Consider the following 21510-nt stretch of genomic DNA (forward strand, 5'->3'; position numbering starts at 1 on the left):
GCAGGGGCGGACGGTGCCGGGCGTCCCTCCCGGCACCGTCCGGGACCGTGCGCCGCTCAGGCACGGTCCGTCCGGGGTTGTGCGCCGCTCGGGCACGGTCCGTCCGGGGTTGTGCGCCGCTCGGGCACGGTCCGTCCGGGGATGCCCGCCCGGCTCACCTCAGGCGACGCCCGCCTGCTCCTTCTGCCGGTCTTCGGTCTCCTCCGCCTGCTCGGTCTCGCCGCGGCGGCCGGGAAGTACGGCGAGCACGATCATCGTCCCGGCGGCCATGATGATCCCGCCGATCAGGCTGGTCCGCGCGACACCGTGGGCGAACGCCTCGTGGACGGCGTCCAGCAGCGCCTGGGCCTGCGCCTGGGCCTGTTGCGGCCCCCCGGCGGTCGGGGTCTTCGCGACCTGTTCGGCCACCGCGATCCCGCCGCCGACCGAGTCCTTGGCGGTGTCCAGCGCGGCGGCCGGGAGGTGGCCGCCGGCCAGGCCGGTCAGCTTGTCGCGGTAGGCGGTGCCGAGCAGCGAGCCGAGGATCGCGATGCCGAGCGAGCCGCCGAGTTCGAGGGCGGTGTCGTTGGCGCCGCCGCCCACCCCCAGCTCCGACTCGGGGAAGGAGCCCATGATGGTGTCGGTCGCCGGAGAGACGCTGAGGCCGATCGCGAAGCCGAGCATCGTCATCGTCGGCAGGAAGTCGGTGTAGACGGAGCCCTTGTCGATCCGCGTGAGCAGGAAGACGGCGACGGTGCCGATCGCCATGCCGGCCACCACCATCGGCTTCACGCCCAGCTTCGGCGTCAGCCGCCCGGTGATCGCGGCGCCGACAAAGACGGCCCCGGCCAGCGGCAGCAGTCGTACGCCGGTCTCCAGCGCGCTGTAGCCGAGGACGAACTGCAGGAACTGGGTGGCGTAGTAGATCGCGCCGAACGTGCCGAAGAAGAAGAACAGCACCGCGAGCATCGACCCGGAGAACGGGCGCAGGCCGAACTTCCGCACGTCCAGCATCGGGTGCGGATGCCGCAGCTCCCAGCCCACGAACGCCACCAGGCCGACGCCCGCCACGACGGCCGCGGTGACCGGGCCCCTGCCCCAGCCGAAGTGCGGGCCCTCGATGGTCGCGTAGACCAGGCTGCCCACCGACACGATCGACAGCAGCCCGCCGACGTAGTCGATCCGGCCCGGCTTCTCCGCCCTGGACGGCGGCACCAGCGCCAGCGCGCCGAAGACGGCCACGACGGCGATCGGGACGTTGATGAGGAACGTCGACCCCCAGGCGTGGTCCTCCAGCAGCCAGCCGGCGACCAGGGGCCCGACCGCGATGGCCAGTCCCGACGTGGCGGTCCACGCGGTGATGGCCCGGGCCCGCTCATGCCTCGGGAAGACCGCCACGAGCAGCGACAACGTGGCCGGCATGACGACGGCGGCCCCGACGCCCATGATCGCCCGGGCGGTGATGACCAGGTCGGTGTGGTGGACCTGGCTGCCCATGACCGAGCCGCCGGCGAAGACCAGCAGGCCGAGGACGAGCGCGCCGCGCCGGCTGTACTTGTCGCCGATCGAGCCGAGCACCAGCATCAGCGCGGCGTAGGGGACGGTGTACCCGTCGATCACCCACTGCAGATCGCTGCTGCTCAGCCCCAGGTCCGTGGTCATGTCCGGCGCCGCCACGATCAGCGACGTGTTCGCCATGACGACGATCAGCAGGCTCAGGCACAGCACGGCCAGGGCCCACCAGCGCCGTGGATACGGCTCGCGCATCTTCTCGACGGGGGTGTTGGCAAGAAACGGCACGGGGGTCTCCCAGGGGACGCGGGGGGGTTGGGTGGCGGGCACAGGACCCACTTAATTGCCCATTGATGTGCACGCTAGTTTATTACCCGTCCGTGTGCAACTATCGACCGAGCCTCAGCCCGCCCCCCTCTCCCCGGCTCGGAGGTGTCACCGTGACCACCCGCACACACATCCGCACACACACCGAGGCCCACACCCCGACCCACCCCCCGGCCCACACCCCGGCCCACACCTCGACTCGCGCCCCGGCACACACCCGCGCCCGCATCCTGGAAGCGGCCCGCCGCGAACTCGGCCGCGATCCCGACTGCACCCTCGCTGACATCGCGAAGGCCGCCGGGGTGGCCCGACGGACCGTCTACGTCCACTTCACGGGCCGGGCCGCACTCGTCGAGGGGCTCGCCGCGGACGCCGCCGAGGCGGTCCGGCTCGCGAGCGAGGCCACCCGCACCCCGTCCCCCGACGCGGCGACCGCCCTGGCCCGCTTCGTCCTCACGCTGTGGCCGGCGGCCGACCGTTACCGCGTGCTCGTGAACCTGGCCCGCCAGGACCTGGGCGCCCACCGCGTCGACGAGGTCCTCGCCCCGGCTCGCACCGCGGTCGCCGGGATCCTCGCGGAGGGCCAGCGGCAGGGCGTCTTCCAGACCACCGTCCCGCCCGCCCCGCTCAGCCGGGCCCTGGAGGCCTACCTGCTGTCCCTCCTGGAGACCGCCAACGCGCACGCCTGGACCGACGACGGCCCCACCGCCGCCACCACCGCCCTGATCGCCGCCGGCGTCGACAACGACCTGGCCACCACCACGGTCCACCGCCTCCACCACACCCTCGCCCCGACCCGCTCCCCCCGCTGACCCCACCGAAGGACCCCCATGCACCAGCCCCACCCGTACGAGCCCTACGAGCCCTACGAGCCCTACGAGCCGTATGAGCCCTACGAGCCGCACTCCCCCCACCACACCGCACACGGACTGCCCGTCGCCCGCAAGAACCGACGCCCGGCCGTCATCGCCGTCGCCCTCCTGCTCCTCCTCGTCCTGGTACCCGTCGCCGTCGACCGCTTCATGGCCGTGCAGGTGGAGTCACGCGCGGCGAAGGCGTTCCAGCAGGGCATGCGCACCCCCCTGCCGCCCGAGGTCCATGTGCACGGCTTCCCGGTCCTGACCCAGATCGCCGCCGGCCGGCTGCGGGACGTGGACATCACCGCCCACGACATCCCCGCCGACGACACGACGGGCGCCCTGCCCGTGAGCGAACTCTCCCTGCACCTCACGGGATTGACGAAGTCCGACGACGCCCAACAGGCCCAGGCCCGCTCGGCCCGGGCGACCGCCCTCCTCACCTACGCGGACGTCTCCGACACCCTCGGCCTGTCGGTCTCCCGGGGCAGCCGCCCCGACCGGCTCAAGGCGACCGTCCCCCTCCCCTTCGGCACCAGCGTGACCACGACGGCCACCCTCTCCGCAGCGTCCGGCAACCGCATCGCCTTCAAGAACTTCGAGGTCACGGGCGGCCCGCTGTCCACAGCAGCGGAAACAGCCCTGGACAAGGCCTTCGCGCAACCCGTCCAGCTCCGGAACATCCCCACCGGCCTGCACCTGCGGTCGATCACCACCACGGAGACCGGCCTCACCGCCCGCTTCTCGGGCACATCGGTCACCTTCCACCCCACCGGCACCACACAGAGCTCGACAACGGAGGACGACTCATCACGCCTGACCACCTGACCCGAGCACCCCGCCTCACCCCACCGCCGCGCGCTGATCCGCTAGGCTGTCGGAGACCGCCCTCGACGGTGGTCACACCCCGCCTTCGTAGCTCAGGGGATAGAGCACCGCTCTCCTAAAGCGGGTGTCGCAGGTTCGAATCCTGCCGGGGGCACAGGCAGAAGGGTCGGTTCAGGGGAGGTTTTTCCTCCCTGGTCGGCCCTTCGTCGTGTTCGGGGGCGTGCCACTAGTGCCATGCGGATGTCACATCTCGTAGCTGGAGGCTCCTCGCTCACGGTCGCGGATCATGATCCCGAGCTGATCGGCGGGCCCATGCGGGGCATCAGCTTGCGCGTGCTTGCCCCGGCCGCTGGGGTGAGCGTATTGCCCGTGGGCCGTAGATCGTGGAAGTGCGGCTCAGTCGTGACGCCTGAGGTCTTCCTGGCCTTGACCCGGTCGTCGCAGAAGTTGCTCCGGCGAAGCTGCCCGCCCTGTGGCCCGACGAAGACGTGACCATCGCGGCCAGAAGCGGCGAACTACTCCAGACGGCGGGTGATCTCGTCGAGTCAGGACGTGCGAGATCGGAAGAACGCCGCACGGACTACACGGGACAGCCACGGAGGCTTCCTGGGAACCACCGCTGTCAGACCCTTCCGCCATGCTCCGTCCATGCTGATTGCGACGAACGTTCGTGGGCACGCGGTGAAGCGCCCCTCCAAGCCGACGATGGGCACGATGCTCGCGAACCTGGGACAGGGCGACCACCTGATCCTGGAACGACGGGACGAGGACCGCGAGGGCGACTGGTACATCCAGGTGCTGTTCCGCGACAACAACACCTACCAACTGGAGTACCGGGACGGTGTCCCCGCAGAGCACTACCAGACCCTGACCGCTTCCCAGGAGAAGGCCCGTCAGGCCCTCCTCGGCTGGGCGGACGACAAGCCGAACTGGCAGGACGGCTTCATGTGGAACAACATCGGCGCCATGTTCGGCGCCCCGGTAGTTGAAGCCACGGATCAGCCCAACGCCTAGCACCACACGCCCGCCCATCCGGGAGCTGGTACGACAGCACGTAGGCGTCCGGCCCCATGACCGTGCCGCGGACCTCGACTGCCCGCCCGTCGGTGTCGAAGGCGGTCCGGATCCGGGGCTGCTTCCGGTTCTCCGGTGGCGGCCGGGTTCTCTCCTCGTACCGGCGGCCGAGTCGCGGCTGTGTGTCCGGCCGGGCCGGCCCCCATGGGTGATCCGGGCCGCCCCCTGCCGTCGACCGGCGTATGGAGGAGGGCGGGGCGGGACTCTGCGTGGTCGCTAGCGGGCGTGCCACTCCCTGGCGCTGGCCGCGTAGACCGTGCGGCGGGCGCGGTTGAGGTTGCCGAGGGGGCGGAACTCCGCCGGGGCGTGCCAGGGGTTGAAGGCGAGGGTGTCGACCTGGTCGCGGGTGGCCCGGCCCTTCGCGTCGAGGGTGTTCTGGGCGGGGATCGTCAGGGTGGCGACGTCGAGCCAGGGCGAGTCGGTTTCCTTCCACTCGACCGCCCCGTCCTCGATCGGTGTCAGCCTCTCGCTGACGTACTTCTGGATGTGCAAAGCGAACCGGACCGACGAATCGGTCAGCCGGGCGGCGAAGTCGGTCTGGAGACCGTCGGCCGAGGCCGGCGGCGGGGTCGACGCCGGGACAGGACCGTCGAGTGGACTGAGTGGGCCGAGTGGGCTGAGGCGGAACCTGACGGGTCCGGTGGCGCCCCACAGGACGGCGCCGCGGCTCCAGTAGGACTCCAGGGCCAGGCCGGGCGAGGGACGGTTGGCCTGCCTGAGATTGCGGAGAACGCGGGCGGTCTCCGAAGGGCCCAGTTTGGCCAACATCCGCGGCAGGACCAGGGGTTTGGGACCGGCGCCGATCCTGGCGATCTCCACGAACTGGGTGGCGTCGCGGGCGTGGGAGACCGGGTAGCTGGTCATGAGGAGGTCGTGTTCGCCGCCGCCGGGGAGGGTCAGCTTCAGTGCCGCGCCGCGGAGGTCGGGGCTGGCGTCGGGCCGGACGGTGCCGCTGGCGTTGGACAGCCGGACGACGGCCGGCAGCCGGGCTCCGGCGGTGAGTCTCCGGCCCACAGGTCGGCGGGCAGATCGGTCCGGAAGGCGAGTTCGGCGTTGTCCACGCCGACGACGATCTTGGCGTGGAACGTGCGGCGGGAGACCTGCGAGCCGGATTTTCGTTTGTTCGTCCGCTGGACGGCGACGACGACGTCCGCCAGGTCACGGAAGTGGGCCTCTTCGGTCTCCGGGGAGCCGCCGTGGTAGATCTCGCGCCAGCCGCCGGGCGTCGCGTCCTGTGCGTCCGGTGCGTCCGGTGCGTCCGGTGCGTGCGGTGCGTCCGGTGCGTGCGGTGCGTCCGGTGGGGAGTCGTGGGTGTCTGTCATGGTGCGTCTTCCTCCGTCGGCTGGGCGGTCGTTCAGACGGTCCGGGCGTTGTGCGTGGCGGTGTCGATGACGTCGTCGAGGCGGCCGGCGAGGATCTGCCGTGCCGCGCTGAGTGTGAAGCCCGCGGCTGTGCCGGCCGGGACGTGGGCTGGGACGGCGAGGGCGTAGGGGTCGACGAGGACGTCGACGACGACCGGGCCGCCGGTGTGGGCCAGCGCGGCCGCGAGGCCGTCCGCGACGTCACCGGGGTCTTCGATGCGGATGCCCTTGGCACCCATGGCCTCGGCGACGGCGGCGAAGTCCGGGTTGGCGAAGTCGGTCCCGAACGGGACGAAGCCGGCCTCCTGTTGCTCGATCTTGACGAAGTCCAGGCCGCTGTTGTTCAGCACGATGTGGACGACGGGCAGTCGGCGCTGTACCTCCGTGAGCAGGTCGCCGAGTGCGAGCATGGTGAATCCGCCGTCGCCGCACAGGGCGATCGTCTGCCGTCCGGGGAAGGCGAGTTGGGCCCCGAACGCGCCGGGCGAGGCGGTGGCCATCGACGCCCAGGAGAAGGATCCGAACAGCCGCCGCTTCGGCCCGTACCTGATGTGCCGGGCCGCCCAGATGACAGGGGTGCCGGTGTCGGCGAAGAACAGCGCGTCGTCGGCGGCGAGGTCGCTGAGGACCGTGGCGAGGTACTCCGGCCTGATGGGTTTGATGCGCGGGCCTTTGTCCGTGTAGTGGCGCATCCTGCGGTGGAACCGTTCGGTCTCCTCCACGCAGTGGGCGAGGAACCTGCTGTCGGGTTTCGGCTCGACCAGTGGCAGGAGTCCGGCCACGGTGGCCCGTACGTCGCCCGTGACGGCCAGGTCCACCGGTACGCGCCGGCCGAGCCGTTCCGGGTCGTGGTCCACCTGGATGATCCTGGTCCCGCCGTGCGGCAGGAAACTGCTGAACGGGAAGTCGGTGCCGAGCATCAGCAGCACGTCCGCGTGCTGGAGCGCGTGATGGCAGCCGCCGTAGCCGAGGAGACCGGTCATCCCGACCGCGTTCGCGTTGTCGTGTTCGAGGAACTGCTTGCCCTTGAGGGAGTAGCCGACTGGTGCGCCCAGTTTTCCGGCCAGCGCCGTCACCTCCGCGTGCGCCCCGGCGCAGCCCTGGCCGCCGAAGACCGCCACCGTGGCCGATTCATTGATCAGCTCGGCCATGGCGGTGAGGTCCTCCGCTCCGGCCGGTGCGTCGAGCGGGCGGGGCAGTCTGATCTCGTAGCGGTCCTTCGGCGCGTGCGCCGCCGCGATGTCACCGGGCAGTGCGACGACCGCGGGGCCGCCCCGGGTCACCGCGGCCGTCACCGCGGAGGTGACGACGGTGCGCAGCTGGCCGGGATTGACCAGCCGGCCCACGTAGACCGCCGCGGACGCGAAGAACCGGTACGGGTTCAGCTCCTCGACGGTCTCGCTGTCCATCAGGCCGGTCTCGGTGTCGCCGGCCAGGACGATGACGGGCACCTTCTCCTTCAGGGCGTCCAGCATGCCGTTGATCAGGTGGGCCACTCCTGGGCCTGCCGTCCCGCACACGGCTACCGGATGCCCCGTCAGTTTCGCCTCGGCGATCGCGGCGAAGACGCCGAACTCCTCGTTGCGCACGTGCACGAAGTCGACCTGGCCGTTGCGGCGCATCGCGTCGACGACCGGGTTCAGTGCGTCGCCGACGATGCCGTAGCAGCGTCGTACGCCCGCGCTGACCAGCATCTCCCACAGGCCGTCGGCCACCGTTTTCGACATGGGGTGTCTCCTTCCAGGCCGGTTGTGCCGGGTCCGGTCAGCGGGTTTCGCCGGGCGTGGCGTCGAGGACTCCGGCGCGCGGGCTCAGTGCCCAGTCGAGGGCGAAGTCGGCGACGGCCTCCCAGCCGGGCTCGCCGCAGGTGAAGTGGTCGCGGCCGTCGAAGACGGTGTGGGCGGTGACCGCCGTCGAGTGCTTCGCGTTCTTCTCGTAGTTCTGCCGCTGGACGACCGGGGGCAGGATGTGGTCGCTGCCGCCGGAGACGAACAGCAGCGGCGCCCGGTCACCGTCGGCGAAGTCGAAGGTCGTGGCCGCGTGCGGGGTGACGGCCGCGAGGCCGCCCTGGAAGAGGATGCGGGCCGGCGTCGGCACGGCGTAGCGGTCGTAGGCCCGCCGGGAGGCGTCCTCGTCCAGGGTGTTGGTGAAGGCGTAGTGGAACTGCTCGGCCGTCAGGGGGACGGCCCGGTGTGCGTTCGCCGGGTCCTTCAGGACCGGCAGGACCGAGCGGAGTTCCGAGAACGGCATCGCGTTCACGCCCTTGACCGCGGCGCCGTCGATCGACACTCCAGCCGCCCCGAGCCCGGCGCCCACCAGGAGCTGGGCGAACGTCCCGCCGAACGAGTGCCCCATGATGACCGGCGGGGAGTCGAGTTTCCCGATGACGGCGGTGAGGTGGTCCAGCACCTCGCGCACCCCGACACCGGCGATCGCCGAGGCGTCCTCGCGGAGCGCCGCCACCCCGGCCTCCCCCGGCTCGATCCCGGGGTATCCGGGCGTGAGCACGGTGAAGCCCCGCTCCTCGTACCGGGCCGCCCAGTGCTCCCAGGCGAGCGGCGTCATCCACAGGCCGTGGATCAGGACGATCGTGTTCGGTGCGGAAGTCATGCCCGCATCCCTCCCTCGCTACGGCAGCCGTCTGGGCGGACGCCCGGCCGGTTCTGTCCTGCCGCCGCCAGCGTCACACCGCTCGCACTGTGCACGGGGCCAAGGATTCGACCGGCTGTTGTGCACGGCAACAACCTCTGACGGCAGCGGAGTCGGGGATGCCGACCGCGAGCGGTGCCGGGGCGCGTCTACGTCCGGCACCTCGTCCGGCACCTCGTCCGGCACCGGCCGCCCTGAGCCTGTTCCGAGGCCGGGCCAGGCCTGTTCCGAGGCCGGGCCAGGCCCCGTCGGTGCGTCCGGAGGCCTCCGCCGGCTCTCACTCGGGCCGGTCCAGGGTGTCGCCGCCTGTCGTGTCTCTCCAGACGACGGCCAGCCGGGCGAGTTCGCGGTGTGCGTGCCGGTCGAGGTCGAGGCCGGTCAGCTTCTCGATCCGGTTGATGCGGTAGAGCAGGGGGTTGCGGCGGGGGAGTACGTGTTGCGGGGTGGGGGTGGGTGGGCTGGGGTGGCGGGGACATCTGCGGCCGAGTGGGGGTTGAGCGCGCAGTTCCCCGCGCCCCTGACGGGGCGCCCCAGCCACGTCTCCCAGCAGGACCGGCACTCCTCACGGGCCGCACCGCGCCGTGGCCCGGTACCGCGCCGTCGCGGTTGCTCGCGCAGTTCCCCGCGCCCCTGACGGGGCACCTCAGCCACGTCTCCCAGCAGGACCGGCACTCCTCACGGGCCGCACCGCACCGTGGCCCGGTACCGCGCCGTCGCGGTTGCTCGCGCAGTTCCCCGCGCCCCTGACGGGGCACCTCAGCCACGTCTCCCAGCAGGACCGGCACTCCTCACGGGCCGCACCGCACCGTGGCCCGGTACCGCGCCGTGGTGGTTGCTCGCGCAGTTCCCCGCGCCCCTGACGGGGCGCTGCAGTGCTGCCTTCTCAGCAGTGCCTCGCGCTCCCAGTCGTCCCCCAGTGGGAGTGCGGGGCTCGCTTTTTCGGGAACCGGGTCGAGTGGGTGGATGGGAAAGATAGGTCAGTCTGTCGGCACGTGTCGGGCACGGGCCGTCGGCGGGAGAGCGCTACAGCAAGTTCGGCGGCGGGAGCAGGAAGTTCCATGCGCTCAGCACCCCGCTGACGAACGCCACGAGCGAGGCGGGCAGCAGCAGGTAGAGCCCGGCGGGCCTGCCGGACGCCAGGACGGCTCCGCCGGCCACGAACAGCAGCATGACGACGATGCTGGTGTCACGGCGGTCGAAGAGGCCGGTCAGTCGCCTGTCGGCGGTGACCGGAGCGCGCCTGCGTCGCCCGATGGCCAGCAGGCTCAGGCCCCCGGCCAGCCCGGCGGTCACGAGTTCGGCGCCCAGGGCCCAGTCGGCCTGGCGGGGCACCAGCAGAATCGTCGCCATGACCAGCGGCGCGAGGAACAGCACGAGGGTCTGCGCCGCGATCGCCCGCAGCACCGGGTGGCCGGCGATCCGGTTGGCGTTGAGGGACACCGCGACGAACAACAGGCCGGTGAGGGCACCGCTGGCGCCTCCGGTCATCACCGCGAAGCTTTCCCAGTCGACGGGACCGGCCATGTCGTCGCACTCCCGGTGTAGGCAACTGGAACAGGTCTTTCCGGACAGCTTCCGCGACGCTCGGGCACCGCCCCTACGGGCACTGCCCATACGGCCACTCCCCGCGGGGCCCGCGCCGGGACCGCGGCTCCATTGAACGCCCTTCCGCCCTGTGCGAGGGCACGAAGGCCGGGCAGGTTTTCGGGAGTTCGCCCAACGGGAGCGCCGATAGCTTCGCGGCATGAACAAAAGCCCCGTCGCCCGCCTGGGCGGTTCCTGGACCTGGCATCTGCTCTACGGGCTGGTCTCGATCGTCATCGGCGTCATATCCCTGGCGTGGCCCGGTCCGACCCTCGTTGTACTCGCGGTGGTCCTCGGTGCCCAGCTGATCGCCACCGGGGTCTTCCGGCTGGTGGGATCGGCGAGCCTGGGGGAGACCGGTACCGCCCGCACCCTCACCGCGGTCCTCGGCGTGGTGAGCCTGCTGCTCGGGCTGTACGCGATCCGGCACGTTCTGATCACGGTGCTCGCGCTGGGGCTGCTGCTCGGCGTCTACTGGATCGTGGACGGATTCACCGCCGTGTTCGCGGCGGTCGACCATCCCGGCCTGCCCGGACGGGCGTGGAACGTCTTCATCGGGGTGCTCGGTGTCCTGGCCGGCCTGACGCTGCTGGTCTGGCCGGGGCTGTCGCTGCTGACGCTGTCCTTCCTGGCCGGGCTGTGGCTGATCATGCTCGGCGCCATGCAACTCGGCCTGGCACGCCGGATCCGGGGCATCACCCGACCGGCCTGACTTCGTCCTGCACCTGACTTCGTCCGGCCTGACTTCGTCCGGCGCGGGGTCGGTCCTCCCCGCGGCCTTCGACTTCGGTCACGGTCCCGGTCCCGGACCGGTCGCGCCACGGCGGTTTCCGCGACCCGGAACCCGCACCGATCAGCGGCCGGCTCACTTCGGCCGATCGGTCTTCCCGGACGGTTCCCCCGTGGAGGGACGGGACCTAGTCGAAGACGTCCGACCGCCCCGAGGCCGACTGCAGGGCCGGCGCGACGGATTCCCAGGTGACGGCGAGCAGCACCAGGGTGCGGTCCCGCTGGTCCTTGAGCGACAGACCGGTCAGCTTCTCGATCCGGCCCATCCGGTACAGCAGCGTGTTGCGGTGCACCGGCAGCGCGGCCGCCGCCGCGGTGCTGTCGAAGCCGTGGACGGCGAGGCACCGCAGAGTGTCCGCCAGATCCACGGCTTCGGCCCGTTCCAGCGGACCGAAGACCCGCCGGGCGATCCGGTCGGAGGCTTCCGGGGAGTCGGCCAGCAGCAGTTCGGGCAGGTAGTCGTCGGCGCGTACCCGGCCCCGGCGCCCGGACCGGGCCGCGATCGCGAGCAACGCGCGCAGGCCGTCGACCGCCGCGCCGAGCCGGTCGCGGACGACTGGCGGGTCCTGGGCCAGGATCAGCCGCGGGTCTTCGAGAAACGCCGCCCAGCCGAACCCGGGCGGTGTCAGCCCGGCCACCCGGACCCCCTCGGTGAACGCGAGCGCCCCTGCCGTACGCAGCCGCGAGGCGAGATCGGCCTGCCCGGTGACCGTGGCCCCGGCCAGTAGGGCGGCGAAGGGGCGGTACGGTTCGGCCAGCTCGAACCCGAGCCGGGCGGCCCGGTCCCGGTCCTCGATCGTGACCGGCAGCCGCGCGCACAACCGGTCGAACAGGGCCCGGGCGCGCCGGTCACCGGCCGTGGACGGCACGTCCTGCTGGTCGGCGTAGGCGCGCACGAACACGTCCACGACCAGGTCGAGGTAGTCCTCCAGGCAGCCCCAGACGGTGTCCCACCCCGCGACGAGCACCGCCCGGTCCTCGTCGGTCGCCAGGTCGAGCAGCGCCTCCCAGAACATCCGCGCACCACGTCGGTAGACCAGGATGCTGTCCTCGATCGGCTGGCCGGCGACGGCGCGGACGCGCAGGAACTCGTGCAGTTCGGACCGGAGGTAACTGTCCGGCGGGGTCCCGTTGATCATCCAGCGCAGTACGAGGTCGACGTTCCAGCGCACCACGGCCGTACGGTCCACCGGCCACTCGAACCTGGTGTAGGCCGGCAACTGGCCGAACCCGGCCTCCATCCGCCGCACCACGACGCCGACGTCGAAGCGCTCCAGAACACGCCGCAGCTCACCGCCGCCTGCCGTACCCGCACCCGCACCCGCGCCGGACGGGGGAAGCCCATTCACGGACCCGATCCTTCCACACCCGTGCGCCCCCTCCTGGCCCTCGATACCTGAGCCCTCCGGGACCCGCCGAGCCCCTGGCGCCCTCGAACGATTCCTCGACCAGTTCGTGGTTCACGATGCCACCGACTCCCCTGCCGACGACCTGGCCGCCAGGCACTTGCCAGGCACTGTCGGGGAAGGGCCCAGGCCAGACGCCTCGGCGTCGAAGTTCCCCAGGCCACGGTGCGACGAGGGCCTGACGCAGTACCTCGGCCGGTACCGGTACCGGCGCCGTGGTGCACATGGTCGATCTGGCGGCCAGGATGCCGGGCGCGGTCCGGCGCACCGTGCAGGTGGTGCGGTTCCTGTGGCTGCTCGGCAAGGGGGCCGGGAGAGAAGTGCCCCGGGGCGCGGGGGGATGAGCACCCCGGGGCTGTTCGGGTCGACGCGTCGTGGGGTGCGCCGGCTGTTCTCAGGGGCGGCCGAGGGCCCGGTACGTCCATCCCGCCGCGCGCCAGCGGTCGGCGTCCAGGGCGTTGCGGCCGTCGATGACGTAGGGCCGTGCCACCGTGTCCCTCACCACGGCGGGGTCCAGATCGCGGAACTCCTGCCACTCGGTGAGGTGGAGGACGACGTCGGCGCCGGCCAGGGCGTCCTCGGCGGAGGCCGCGTACGCCAGGGTCGGGAACGCCTTGCGGGCGTTGTCCATGGCCTTGGGGTCGTAGACGCTGACGTTGCCGCCCTGGAGCTGGATCTGCGCGGCCACGTTGAGGGCCGGGGAGTCCCGGATGTCGTCGGAGTCGGGCTTGAAGGCCGCGCCCAGGACGGCGACCCGGCGGCCGAGGAAGCCGCCCCCGGCCGCTTCGCGTGCCAGGTCCACGACCCGGCTGCGGCGGCGCATGTTGATGTGGTCGACCTCGCGGAGGAAGGTCAGCGCCTGGTCCACGCCCAGTTCTCCGGCCCGGGCCATGAAGGCGCGGATGTCCTTGGGCAGGCAGCCGCCGCCGAATCCGACGCCTGCGCGCAGGAAGCGGCCGCCGATGCGGGTGTCGTGGGACAGGGCCTCGGCGAGGAGGGTGACGTCGGCGCCGGCGGCCTCGCAGACCTCGGCCATGGCGTTGATGAAGGAGATCTTGGTGGCCAGGAAGGCGTTGGCCGAGGCCTTCACCAGCTCCGCCGTCGGGAAGTCGGTGACGACGACCGGGGTGCCGTTCGAGATGACGGGGGCGTAGACCTCGCGCAGGCGGGCCTCCGCCGTCGTCGAGCGCACGCCGAAGACCAGCCGGTCGGGCCGCAGGGTGTCCTCGACGGCGAAGCCCTCCCGGAGGAACTCGGGGTTCCAGGCGAGTTCGGCGTCCTCGGGCAGCATCGCCGCCAGTCGCTCGGCGGTGCCGACGGGGACGGTGGACTTGCCGACCACGAGCGCGTTGCGGCCGGGCAGGAGCGGGGCCAGGTGCTCGACGACGGCGTCGACGTAGCGCAGGTCCGCCGCGTTGCCGCCGGGCGACTGCGGGGTGCCGACACAGGAGAAGTGGATCTCGCCGAATTCGGCGACTTCCTCGTACGAGGTGGTGAAGCGCAGCCGCCCGGTGGCCACGTGTTTCGCCAGAAGCTCTTCCAGACCGGGTTCGTAGAAAGGGACCCGGCCGGATCGCAGTGCGGCGACCTTGTCCGGGTCGACGTCGAGTCCGAGAACCTCGTGGCCTATTTCCGCCATACAGGCGGCATGGGTGGCACCGAGATATCCGGTGCCGATGACTGTCACACGGGCAGACACTGAATCGCCTTCCGCACATGGTGCTCAGTGACCCCTTTGGAGGTCTGTGGAGAGCGGAACCATAACCCGGGGAAGAGAGCGAATCGTCCGCACCGACCCATGTCACGCAAACGTCACACGAGTGTGATCTTCCGCGCTTTGAACGTGTAACCCTCACACATCTTTCACATCTCCGTTGAATAACGAACGATCTTGATGTGGTGCTTTGAGGTGTTTTTCATGATTTAGCACACTGTAACTCCTGCTAGTTTCCGGCCAGTTGGCGAGATCAGCGTCGAGGTCGCCGACACCAGGCAGGAGAGTGACCGGAGCCGCACAGGCCCGGCGGAGCAGTCGGCACGATCTGCCGACCGAGGACCTCCCGTGCCTGAATCTCCGATTCCACGGCTCAGGGAACGTCATGCTTGCGTATTTGCTGGAATTGAGAGAATGGCGGAACAACGGGGCCGTCTACCCGTTCGCCGTTTTCATGACCATGGTCTGGTCGCTCTGGATCATCCGCATTCTGCTGGCCCGGCGATACAAACCGTGGAAGCGTCCCTGGCAGACGACGACCTCTGTCATCATTCCCGTCGTCGACGAGCCGGAAGACCTTTTCCGTTCCGTACTCCAGCGAATAACCGAGCAGCGGCCGACCCAGGTCGTCGTCGTCATCAACGGCCGGCGCAACCCGGTCCTGGAGGACATCTGCACCGACATGGGTGTCGACTGGCGCTGGACCGAGACACCCGGCAAGCGCAACGCGCTGCGCGTCGGGCTGGCGGAGGCGACCGGCGACATCGCCGTGCTCGTCGACTCGGACACCATCTGGACCTCGGACACCCTGGCCGAACTGGTGAAGCCCTTCCGCGATCCCGAGGTCGGCGGTGTCACCACCCGGCAGCGGATCCTCGACCCCGGGCGCTCGGTGCTCACCCGCTGGGCCGACTGGCTGGAGAGCGTCCGCTGCCACTACTCGATGCCCGCGATGAGCGTGGTCGGCACGGTGGGCTGCCTGCCCGGCCGGACCATCGCCTTCCGCCGGAGCATCCTGGAGGACTGCATGGAGGACTTCCTCAGCGAGAAGTTCCTCGGCGTCTTCCTGGAGGTCAGCGACGACCGGACGCTGACCAACTACACCCTCAAGGCCGGGTACAAGAGCGTCTACCAGTCCACCTCGCTGGTCTACACCGACGCCCCGCTGGAGCTGCGCAAGCTCGCCAAGCAGCAGTACCGCTGGGCGCGCGGCTCGCAGTACAACACCCTGCGGATGTTCTGGTGGATGCTGCGCCACGCGAAGATGCTCTGGCTCTTCTACATCGCCGACATCCTGGTGCCCTTCGTGCTGCTCGGCACCTTCGCGTCCTGGGCCGTCGCCGCCTGGCAGCGCGACAAGCCCGGCATCTACAACCAGCTGCCGCTGCCGCACACCCCCTGGCACGCGCTGGTGTTCGTGCTCGGCCTGGCCGCCCTCATGTCCCTGATCTCGATGGCCATCCGCTTCGGCCGGCACTTCGCCTACCGCCCGGGGGACATGATCTTCCTGCCGGTCTTCATGGTCATCAACACGCTGCTCCTGCTCCCGGTACGGCTCCTCGGCTTCTTCCGCATGGCCCACAACGCGAGCTGGGGAACCCGCGCCGACAGCTTCGCCGGCGAACGCACCCGCAGTCCCCTGGTCGTGGTCCCCTACCTGCTGGGCGCCGCCCTGCTCTTCGGATCGGTGATGATGAGTGTCTGAGACAGCCCGGTCCTCCGGCCGGTCCCGCGCCAGGCGCCTGCACTGGTGGAACCGCGGCAGCGGTGTCCGGCTGCGGCTGTGGATGGCCGTCAACGTCGTCGTGCTGTCGCTCCTCAGCTACGGCGTCTACCTCCTCGCCAACTCCAGCTCCGAGCCGGTCTACCAGGGCCTCGGGGTCCCCGCGGCCGAGCCCGGCATCAAGGACAGGCTCACGTCCGGGACGTCCGCCGCCCGCTCCACCGTCCCGGAGAAAGCTTCCTTCACCGCTCCCGAAGGCAAGTACTTCGGACTCAGCAGCACCCAGATCCCCTGGTCGTCCAAGAAGACGAACACGCTGGCGAAGGCGGCCGGACAGCGGCCGACCATGTCCGAGTACTTCGTCAACTGGGACGAGGACTTCGACCCCGACGCCGTCGACGCCTCCTACCGGCAGGGCATGCTCCCGGTGATCTCCTGGCAGCCCTGGGCCGGCCGGAAGTACGGCACCAACCAGCCGAAGTACGCCCTGGCGAAGATCGCGGGCGGCACGTACGACGCGTACGTCACGCGCTTCGCGAAGGCCGTCGCCGCCCACCGGTGGCCCGTGGTCATCCGCTTCGCGCACGAGATGAACGGCGCCTGGTACCCCTGGTCGGAGCAGCGCAGCGGCAACCACAAGGGTGACTACGTCAAGGCCTGGCGGCACGTCCACGACCTCTTCGAACAGGCCGGCGCCGACAACGTCGTCTGGCTGTGGAGCCCGAACATCCTGCGCCCGGTGCCCAAGGTGAGCCTGGCCGGGCTGTATCCCGGCGACGACTACACCGACTGGATCGGCACGGTCGGCTACGCCGTGCACGAGAAGACCGCGGCGGCCGTCTTCGACCCGACGCTGAAGAAGCTGCGCAGGCTCACCGACCACCCGATCGTCATCACCGAGGCCGGCGCGCAGCCCGGTGCGTCGAAGGCGCCGTGGATCACCGACTTCTTCAAGTGGCTCGCGAAGAGCGAGCAGGACGACGTCATCGGCTTCATCTGGTTCGAACGCGACCGGGAACAGGGCGGCGGCGCGGACTGGCGCTACACCGAGAACGCGGCGACGCTCAAGGCGTTCCGGCGCGGGCTCGCGCACATCGACCTGACCGGGTCGGCGGACCTGCCCGCGTCAGGGACGCCGACGGCCTCCACCACCGCTACGACCGGCTGATCCTCGCCAGCCGTACGGTGCCCAGCCCGCCGGCGAAGGCACGGGTGGTCCCGGGGGTCTGGGTGAAGCGCCAGTCCTGCTGACCGCCGTCGGCCCGGCTGCGCTCGAACCAGACGAAGCCGATCACCTCCGGGTGCACGGCGAACCAGCGGAAGAAGGCGGCTATCCAGGCCGCCTTCTTCTCTCCCGGCCGGGCCCCGGTCTCCGCGATCACCACCGGACGGCCGGTCAGGCCGCGCAGCCGGGCGAGCGTCGCGTCGAACACCGCACCCGCCGTGGACTCGTCGTCCTGATAACCCGTCATGCCCACCAGGTCGACGTAAGCGTCCCCGGGGTACAGCTCCCGCAGCGACACCGCGGGCGCGTCCCGCACCACGTTCGGGCTCCACAGCCAGACCACGTTGTCGGCGCCGGCCTGCTCGAAGAGGTCGTGGACGTGCCGCCAGGCCTTGACGTAGTCGCCCCGGTGGTTGCCGTTGCGCTGCTCCGACCACGGGAACCAGGTGCCGTTCATCTCGTGGGCGAAGCGGATCACCACCGGCCGGCCCTGGGCGCGTACCGCCTTCGCGAAGCGCGTCACGTAGGCGTCGAAGCCGCCCTGGGCGATCCGGGCCAGCGCGTACCGCGGTTGCTGTGTCCCCGCGCCGGAGCCGGCCCAGGGCTCCCAGGTCAGCAGCGGCACCGCGCCCTGTGCGTACGACGCCCGCACCGCGGCCGGACGGAAGTCCTCGGTCCACTTGACGAAGTACTCCAGCAGGTTCGGCGCGCTCCCCGCCTTGCGGGCCACCGCGTCCGTCTCCGCCCGGGACCAGGGGGTCTGCCGGGTGCTCACCCCGAAGTACCGGCCCTGCGGTGCCGTGATCCGCCGCACCGCGTCGTCCACCGGCCGCGCGGACCGCGTCGGCTGCGCGGACCGCGCCGGCCCGGAGACACAGCCGGTGAGCAGCAGCCCCAGCGTAAGCAGCGGGGCCGCCACGAACCGCGCTGTGGATCCTGCCGTCACCACGCCATGATCGCACTTCACTCGTGGCACGCTTCGGCCTGCCCGCCCCTGGGGGCGCGGGGGGGGGACGGTCTCCGTGGACAGTCACCCCTCCCAGAACGGATTCAGCACCCAACGGGCCGGGAAACGCCGACGAGTGCGGCCTTACTTTCACTGCTCCGTGCTCTTGCCCCAACGGGTCACGGTGGCACGGGAGATCCCGGTGAGTTCAGCGAGGCGGACACTCCCTTGGCCCGGCTCTACGAGTTGTCGTACGGCATCGGCCCTGGCGCCTTCAGGGATGCTCGTGGGGATGTCCGATGCGGGGACCGGGACGGTGCCGGGTGGCCGCCGGCCCGCCTTGGGCCGTTGCCGATTTCGGCGAGTGGGCATGCATCCACGCACGCACTTCTTCTCATACGGGACAAAAAGTCACCGAGCCGGGCATCGCCGAGCAGCCGACGGGAGACGAGATGGAAGCGGGGAGGGCGGTGGGATTGGGACGGTAGTGACAGCTGCGCGCAGATCAGCCTACTTGAGTGCGACTTTGGCGAATAAGGCCGAAAGGTGCCCTGTCTGAATGATGTACTGGACACTCACACTCAAAAAATGGCGGTTCTCCACAGCGTCAGCCAGCCTGAGTGCCTCTTGTGCTCCTCGAAGGGGCCCGATGTTCGTGAGCGCGGACGGATCGTTCCCCTGTCAGCCGAACTCTGCGACAGGTGCTGGAACCAGGTCGCCAACGAGCTTGCACGGAGCGAGGGCGCCACAGCAGCACCTGAGCCCGAGTGGGACGCGGACGACGTGGAAGGGGTCGAGCCCCGTACCTGCCGACGTTGCCATGCGCCGGTACGGTGCTACCCGACGAACTATGACCGTTGGGTTGAACTGGCCACGTTCGAGCTGCCCGCGAAGAGGGTGCCGCCCAAGCACCGTTGGCGCCTGACGAGCAGGAAGGCCGCGTACAGCGCGATCGAAGTCGAACGCGTGGCCGTCAGGATCGGCGCCATCGATCCCATGCCCGGCGAGCCGGTCATTCCCGCTCATGAGTTCGTGTGCCTGAGGCAGGAAGCGTGACCGTGCCGCTCCCGAGCGAGAGAATCCGCAGGTCACGGCAGCCGGCGATCAGTCGTCCGCGCACCGACCACGCCCGCCGCCTACGGCCCGCCGTGGAAGAAGCCGGATTTCAGGTCTCCGATGATGGCGTCGAGTGGATGCCCGCTGACGATGAACGGTCCGCTCCAGGGCGCGCTGAGTGCGAAGAGCAATGCCAGGCTCAGTCCGACGACACTCGCGACCCCTACGATGAGCAGCGACGTTCGCAGACTGCTGCGGAAGACCAGGGCGCCGGAGTTCACGATCAAGGCGAGTCCGCTGACCACCAGCGTGACGACGTAGAGCGCGGGAACTTCGCGTGAGGCGGCCGCAATGCGGGCGCGACGGCTACTGGTGACGGCGTCCAGGGAATCCACCAGCTCCGTGCCCGTCGGGATCCCCACGTCGGACCGGGCCGCCTCGGCGCGCACGCTGCGCTCCAGCCGGGCGATCGTACGGGCGGTGGCCGGGTCGTCGCCGGACGCCGCTTCCGTACCCTTCCACTCCCTGGCCCGCGTGGTCTGCAAGTAGTCCAGCAGCGCCGCATGGATCGGCTCCGACCGGACCTGCGGACTGGTCGCCGTCCAGGCCAGGCGGGAGGCCGCGGCCGCCTCGTCGCTGACCAGCCCCTCGGCCGCCCGCAGGTAGCCGGCCTCGCTGGCCAGTGAGAGTGCTGCAAAGATCGCGAAGGCAGCGCCGAGTGTCGGCATCAGGGGCGTCGCGATCTGCGGCACCCGGTCCTGTTCCGCGACCGGGACGAGCGCCCGGACGCCGACCCGCGCCGCTGCCGCAACCAGCAGGGCAAGCAGGAGTCCGCCCACAACCAGCACCACCGCCGGCAGCGAGGTCAACCAGTTCACCACATCACCTACAGCGCGTTCCCGCGAGCACCCCACGGCGGCGGCACATCGGGCTCCGCGACCTGAAGCTCCTCGTCGATCACTTTCAATGGCCGCTCCATGATCACAGGCCGAAGGCCTCTGACCCGCGCGACGCCCGGCACGGCATCTGTTTGCGTTTGCCGAACAGGCACCTGCGCCGCTGTGGGACGACGCCGGTCATGACCCCGCGCCGACTTCGTCCACCGTTCGGCGACCGGTGCGGTGTGCCCGGCTGCTGTCCTGAACCGGCGGGCGAGAGGGACCTGCTGGAGTTCGCCATCCGTGCGCTTCCCCGGAAGAGCGCGCGGGAGCTCCGCACCGTCGTGGAGCCGCTGGACAGGAGGATCCTCGAACGTCCGGACGCCGTGCCGTACGGCAGTCCACCGCATCGTTGGTGTGGGTCTGCCGGGCCGTCGTCGGAGGCTGCATGGCAGGATCGGGGCCGGCTCGGGGAGTCAGGGGGAGGACAGGATGGGGATCTTCAAGCGACGGCGCGGGGACACGGCGGCCCTGGAGGCAGAGGCTCTCGTACGCCGTATCGAGCGGGCCGTCTCCTCAGGCAAAACGGGCGCGGTGACGGACGAGGCCCGGGCCGAGCTGCGTGAGTGCCTGGCCGAGGCCGAGAGCCGCCTCGGTGACGGGCATCGCGCGACGCAGCTCGCCCTGCACCACCTGAGCGTCGGACTGCTCCTCCACACCAGTCTCGTGGCCGAGGCGGAGGCCGGGTTCCGGCGGCTTCGGAAAGTCCGAGGGCAGGCCCTGACCGATCGGGCCACTCCGTTCCTGCTGCGGCTGCACGCCGTCAGCCTGTCCCGTCTGGGCCGCCACGAGGAAGCCGCTCGCGAGTACGAAGCCGTGGGCGACCAGCTCGGGGACCACGTCGATGAACTCAGCTCGGCGTGGCTCGGCGTGCGGGCCCTGCGCTCCGCGGAACTGTGTCACCTGCGCCGGTTCGCGGAGGCCGAGGCCGATGCGCGTGCCATCATCGAGCGGAGCGTGTTCACCCGTGCGCCCACGGGTCTCTTCGTACGGTGGATCGCGACACACGCGCTTTCCCACGCCCTCACCCGCCAAGGGCGGCCGGAGGAGGCGGAGTCGCTCGCGCGCAAAGCCCTGGCGGCCATGCGGGTGCGCCAGGACGGCCGAGGCGACCTAGTCTTCTCCCTGGAACAGAGCCTCGTCCACGCACTCAGCGCGCAGGGCCGCCACGCCGAGGCCCTCGACTGCGTGACCAGTGCCCGCCAGGCCTACAACCCCCCGCTGCACTTCGACGCCGCCGAGGTCCACACGGCCGGTGTTCCGACGGCCGAGGCTCTCCTCGGTCTCGGACGCCACGACGAGGCGGCCCAGGCCGCCCGCGACACCATCACTGCGCTCACGGAACTGTTCAGCCCCGACCACGCGTGCGTCCGCGATGCCCGGGAACTGCTGGAGCGGGCAACGAGCCCTACGGCGCGCTGACCCGGGCGCCCGGAAGCCGCGCCAGGCGCTTCCGGGCCGTTTCGTACCCGGCCCGCAGGTCCATGGTCTTTCGGCGGAGACAGGAGCGCGAGTCGATCAGTCGGCGACCGGGCTGGGGAG

General features: G+C 70.7%; 19 protein-coding genes and 1 tRNA gene. 9 read left to right on the forward strand and 11 right to left on the reverse strand.

Translation table 11 applies throughout. From position 1 onward, the window contains the following. Positions 1-159: 159 nt before the first annotated feature. Entirely contained in the window at positions 160-1779 is a 1620-nt protein-coding gene (locus tag ACFZB3_RS17605; RefSeq protein WP_391376400.1) for an MFS transporter, read from the reverse strand. Positions 1780-1931: 152 nt separating this feature from the next. On the opposite strand from ACFZB3_RS17605, the gene ACFZB3_RS17610 reads away from it, so the two are divergent. The 4 genes from ACFZB3_RS17610 (at position 1932) to ACFZB3_RS17625 (ending at position 4517) form a co-directional block, all read left to right on the forward strand. Continuing rightward, positions 1932-2630, forward strand: coding sequence for a TetR family transcriptional regulator (locus tag ACFZB3_RS17610; RefSeq protein ID WP_391376402.1), 699 nt, complete (start codon positions 1932-1934; stop codon positions 2628-2630). 18 nt (positions 2631-2648) lie between these two features. Continuing rightward, positions 2649-3503, forward strand: a complete 855-nt coding sequence (locus ACFZB3_RS17615) for an LmeA family phospholipid-binding protein (protein ID WP_391376405.1) — start codon at positions 2649-2651, stop codon at positions 3501-3503. 81 nt (positions 3504-3584) lie between these two features. Continuing rightward, a tRNA-Arg gene (locus tag ACFZB3_RS17620) sits at positions 3585-3657 on the forward strand. Positions 3658-4151: 494 nt separating this feature from the next. Continuing rightward, positions 4152-4517 (forward strand): hypothetical protein, encoded by a 366-nt coding sequence (locus ACFZB3_RS17625; RefSeq protein WP_391376407.1) that lies wholly within the window; start codon positions 4152-4154, stop codon positions 4515-4517. Positions 4518-4793: 276 nt separating this feature from the next. On the opposite strand, the gene ACFZB3_RS17630 is transcribed toward ACFZB3_RS17625, so the two are convergent. The 6 genes from ACFZB3_RS17630 to ACFZB3_RS17655 all read right to left on the reverse strand — a co-directional run bounded on the left by ACFZB3_RS17630 (position 4794) and on the right by ACFZB3_RS17655 (position 10111). Continuing rightward, positions 4794-5441 (reverse strand): hypothetical protein, encoded by a 648-nt coding sequence (locus tag ACFZB3_RS17630; RefSeq protein ID WP_391376410.1) that lies wholly within the window; start codon positions 5439-5441, stop codon positions 4794-4796. Between the two features lie 38 nt (positions 5442-5479). Beyond that, entirely contained in the window at positions 5480-5899 is a 420-nt protein-coding gene (locus ACFZB3_RS17635) for a hypothetical protein (protein WP_391376412.1), read from the reverse strand. Between the two features lie 32 nt (positions 5900-5931). Continuing rightward, the gene (locus ACFZB3_RS17640; RefSeq protein ID WP_391376415.1) at positions 5932-7665 is read right to left on the reverse strand and encodes a thiamine pyrophosphate-dependent enzyme; all 1734 of its coding nucleotides are present in this window, start codon (positions 7663-7665) and stop codon (positions 5932-5934) included. Between the two features lie 37 nt (positions 7666-7702). Beyond that, entirely contained in the window at positions 7703-8548 is an 846-nt protein-coding gene (locus ACFZB3_RS17645) for an alpha/beta fold hydrolase (protein ID WP_391376417.1), read from the reverse strand. 316 nt (positions 8549-8864) lie between these two features. Next, a complete protein-coding gene (locus ACFZB3_RS17650) occupies positions 8865-9125 on the reverse strand; it encodes a helix-turn-helix domain-containing protein (protein ID WP_391376420.1) in 261 nt (86 codons plus the stop codon). 485 nt (positions 9126-9610) lie between these two features. After that, positions 9611-10111, reverse strand: a complete 501-nt coding sequence (locus tag ACFZB3_RS17655) for a hypothetical protein (RefSeq protein WP_391376422.1) — start codon at positions 10109-10111, stop codon at positions 9611-9613. A 220-nt stretch (positions 10112-10331) separates the two neighbouring features. Between ACFZB3_RS17655 and ACFZB3_RS17660 the strand changes: the two genes are divergently transcribed. Beyond that, the gene (locus tag ACFZB3_RS17660; RefSeq protein ID WP_391376425.1) at positions 10332-10883 is read left to right on the forward strand and encodes a DUF308 domain-containing protein; all 552 of its coding nucleotides are present in this window, start codon (positions 10332-10334) and stop codon (positions 10881-10883) included. Positions 10884-11088: 205 nt separating this feature from the next. Here the strand turns inward: ACFZB3_RS17660 and ACFZB3_RS17665 are convergent, their stop codons facing one another. Continuing rightward, positions 11089-12309 (reverse strand): helix-turn-helix domain-containing protein, encoded by a 1221-nt coding sequence (locus tag ACFZB3_RS17665; RefSeq protein WP_391376428.1) that lies wholly within the window; start codon positions 12307-12309, stop codon positions 11089-11091. A 451-nt stretch (positions 12310-12760) separates the two neighbouring features. After that, on the reverse strand, positions 12761-14065 hold the full coding sequence (locus ACFZB3_RS17670; RefSeq protein ID WP_391376431.1) for a nucleotide sugar dehydrogenase: 1305 nt from the start codon (positions 14063-14065) through the stop codon (positions 12761-12763). Positions 14066-14477: 412 nt separating this feature from the next. On the opposite strand from ACFZB3_RS17670, the gene ACFZB3_RS17675 reads away from it, so the two are divergent. After that, the gene (locus ACFZB3_RS17675) at positions 14478-15785 is read left to right on the forward strand and encodes a glycosyltransferase (protein ID WP_391376434.1); all 1308 of its coding nucleotides are present in this window, start codon (positions 14478-14480) and stop codon (positions 15783-15785) included. Then, a complete protein-coding gene (locus tag ACFZB3_RS17680) occupies positions 15778-16971 on the forward strand; it encodes a glycosyl hydrolase (RefSeq protein ID WP_391376437.1) in 1194 nt (397 codons plus the stop codon). The genes ACFZB3_RS17675 and ACFZB3_RS17680 overlap by 8 nt, the downstream gene beginning before the upstream one ends. Here the strand turns inward: ACFZB3_RS17680 and ACFZB3_RS17685 are convergent. Continuing rightward, positions 16958-17974 carry a glycosyl hydrolase gene (locus tag ACFZB3_RS17685; protein ID WP_391376440.1) on the reverse strand — a complete coding sequence of 339 codons (1017 nt, stop codon included), beginning with the start codon at positions 17972-17974 and terminating at the stop codon, positions 16958-16960. The genes ACFZB3_RS17680 and ACFZB3_RS17685 overlap by 14 nt on opposite strands. Positions 17975-18562: 588 nt before the next feature. On the opposite strand from ACFZB3_RS17685, the gene ACFZB3_RS17690 reads away from it, so the two are divergent. Then, complete coding sequence (locus ACFZB3_RS17690) at positions 18563-19030, forward strand: DUF6083 domain-containing protein (RefSeq protein ID WP_391376443.1); 468 nt, start codon at positions 18563-18565, stop codon at positions 19028-19030. Positions 19031-19110: 80 nt separating this feature from the next. Here ACFZB3_RS17690 and ACFZB3_RS17695 read toward each other — a convergent pair whose 3' ends face one another. Next, on the reverse strand, positions 19111-19908 hold the full coding sequence (locus tag ACFZB3_RS17695) for a hypothetical protein (protein ID WP_391376446.1): 798 nt from the start codon (positions 19906-19908) through the stop codon (positions 19111-19113). Positions 19909-20400: 492 nt separating this feature from the next. On the opposite strand from ACFZB3_RS17695, the gene ACFZB3_RS17700 reads away from it, so the two are divergent. Further along, entirely contained in the window at positions 20401-21390 is a 990-nt protein-coding gene (locus ACFZB3_RS17700; protein WP_391376449.1) for a tetratricopeptide repeat protein, read from the forward strand. The last annotated feature ends 120 nt before the right edge of the window (positions 21391-21510 follow it).

The sequence above is a fragment of the Streptomyces sp. NPDC008092 genome (genome assembly GCF_042957285.1).
GTDB lineage: Bacteria > Actinomycetota > Actinomycetes > Streptomycetales > Streptomycetaceae > Streptomyces.

What these genes read in the sequence shown, in the direction of transcription:
- ACFZB3_RS17615 (WP_391376405.1), top strand. Translation starts at nt 2,649, where the DNA reads ATGCACCAGCCCCACCCGTACGAGCCCTACGAGCCCTACGAGCCCTAC.
- ACFZB3_RS17625 (WP_391376407.1), top strand. Translation starts at nt 4,152, where the DNA reads ATGCTGATTGCGACGAACGTTCGTGGGCACGCGGTGAAGCGCCCCTCC.
- ACFZB3_RS17630 (WP_391376410.1), bottom strand. Translation starts at nt 5,441, where the DNA reads ATGACCAGCTACCCGGTCTCCCACGCCCGCGACGCCACCCAGTTCGTG.
- ACFZB3_RS17635 (WP_391376412.1), bottom strand. Translation starts at nt 5,899, where the DNA reads ATGACAGACACCCACGACTCCCCACCGGACGCACCGCACGCACCGGAC.
- ACFZB3_RS17640 (WP_391376415.1), bottom strand. Translation starts at nt 7,665, where the DNA reads ATGTCGAAAACGGTGGCCGACGGCCTGTGGGAGATGCTGGTCAGCGCG.
- ACFZB3_RS17645 (WP_391376417.1), bottom strand. Translation starts at nt 8,548, where the DNA reads ATGACTTCCGCACCGAACACGATCGTCCTGATCCACGGCCTGTGGATG.
- ACFZB3_RS17655 (WP_391376422.1), bottom strand. Translation starts at nt 10,111, where the DNA reads ATGGCCGGTCCCGTCGACTGGGAAAGCTTCGCGGTGATGACCGGAGGC.
- ACFZB3_RS17660 (WP_391376425.1), top strand. Translation starts at nt 10,332, where the DNA reads ATGAACAAAAGCCCCGTCGCCCGCCTGGGCGGTTCCTGGACCTGGCAT.
- ACFZB3_RS17690 (WP_391376443.1), top strand. Translation starts at nt 18,563, where the DNA reads ATGGCGGTTCTCCACAGCGTCAGCCAGCCTGAGTGCCTCTTGTGCTCC.
- ACFZB3_RS17700 (WP_391376449.1), top strand. Translation starts at nt 20,401, where the DNA reads ATGGGGATCTTCAAGCGACGGCGCGGGGACACGGCGGCCCTGGAGGCA.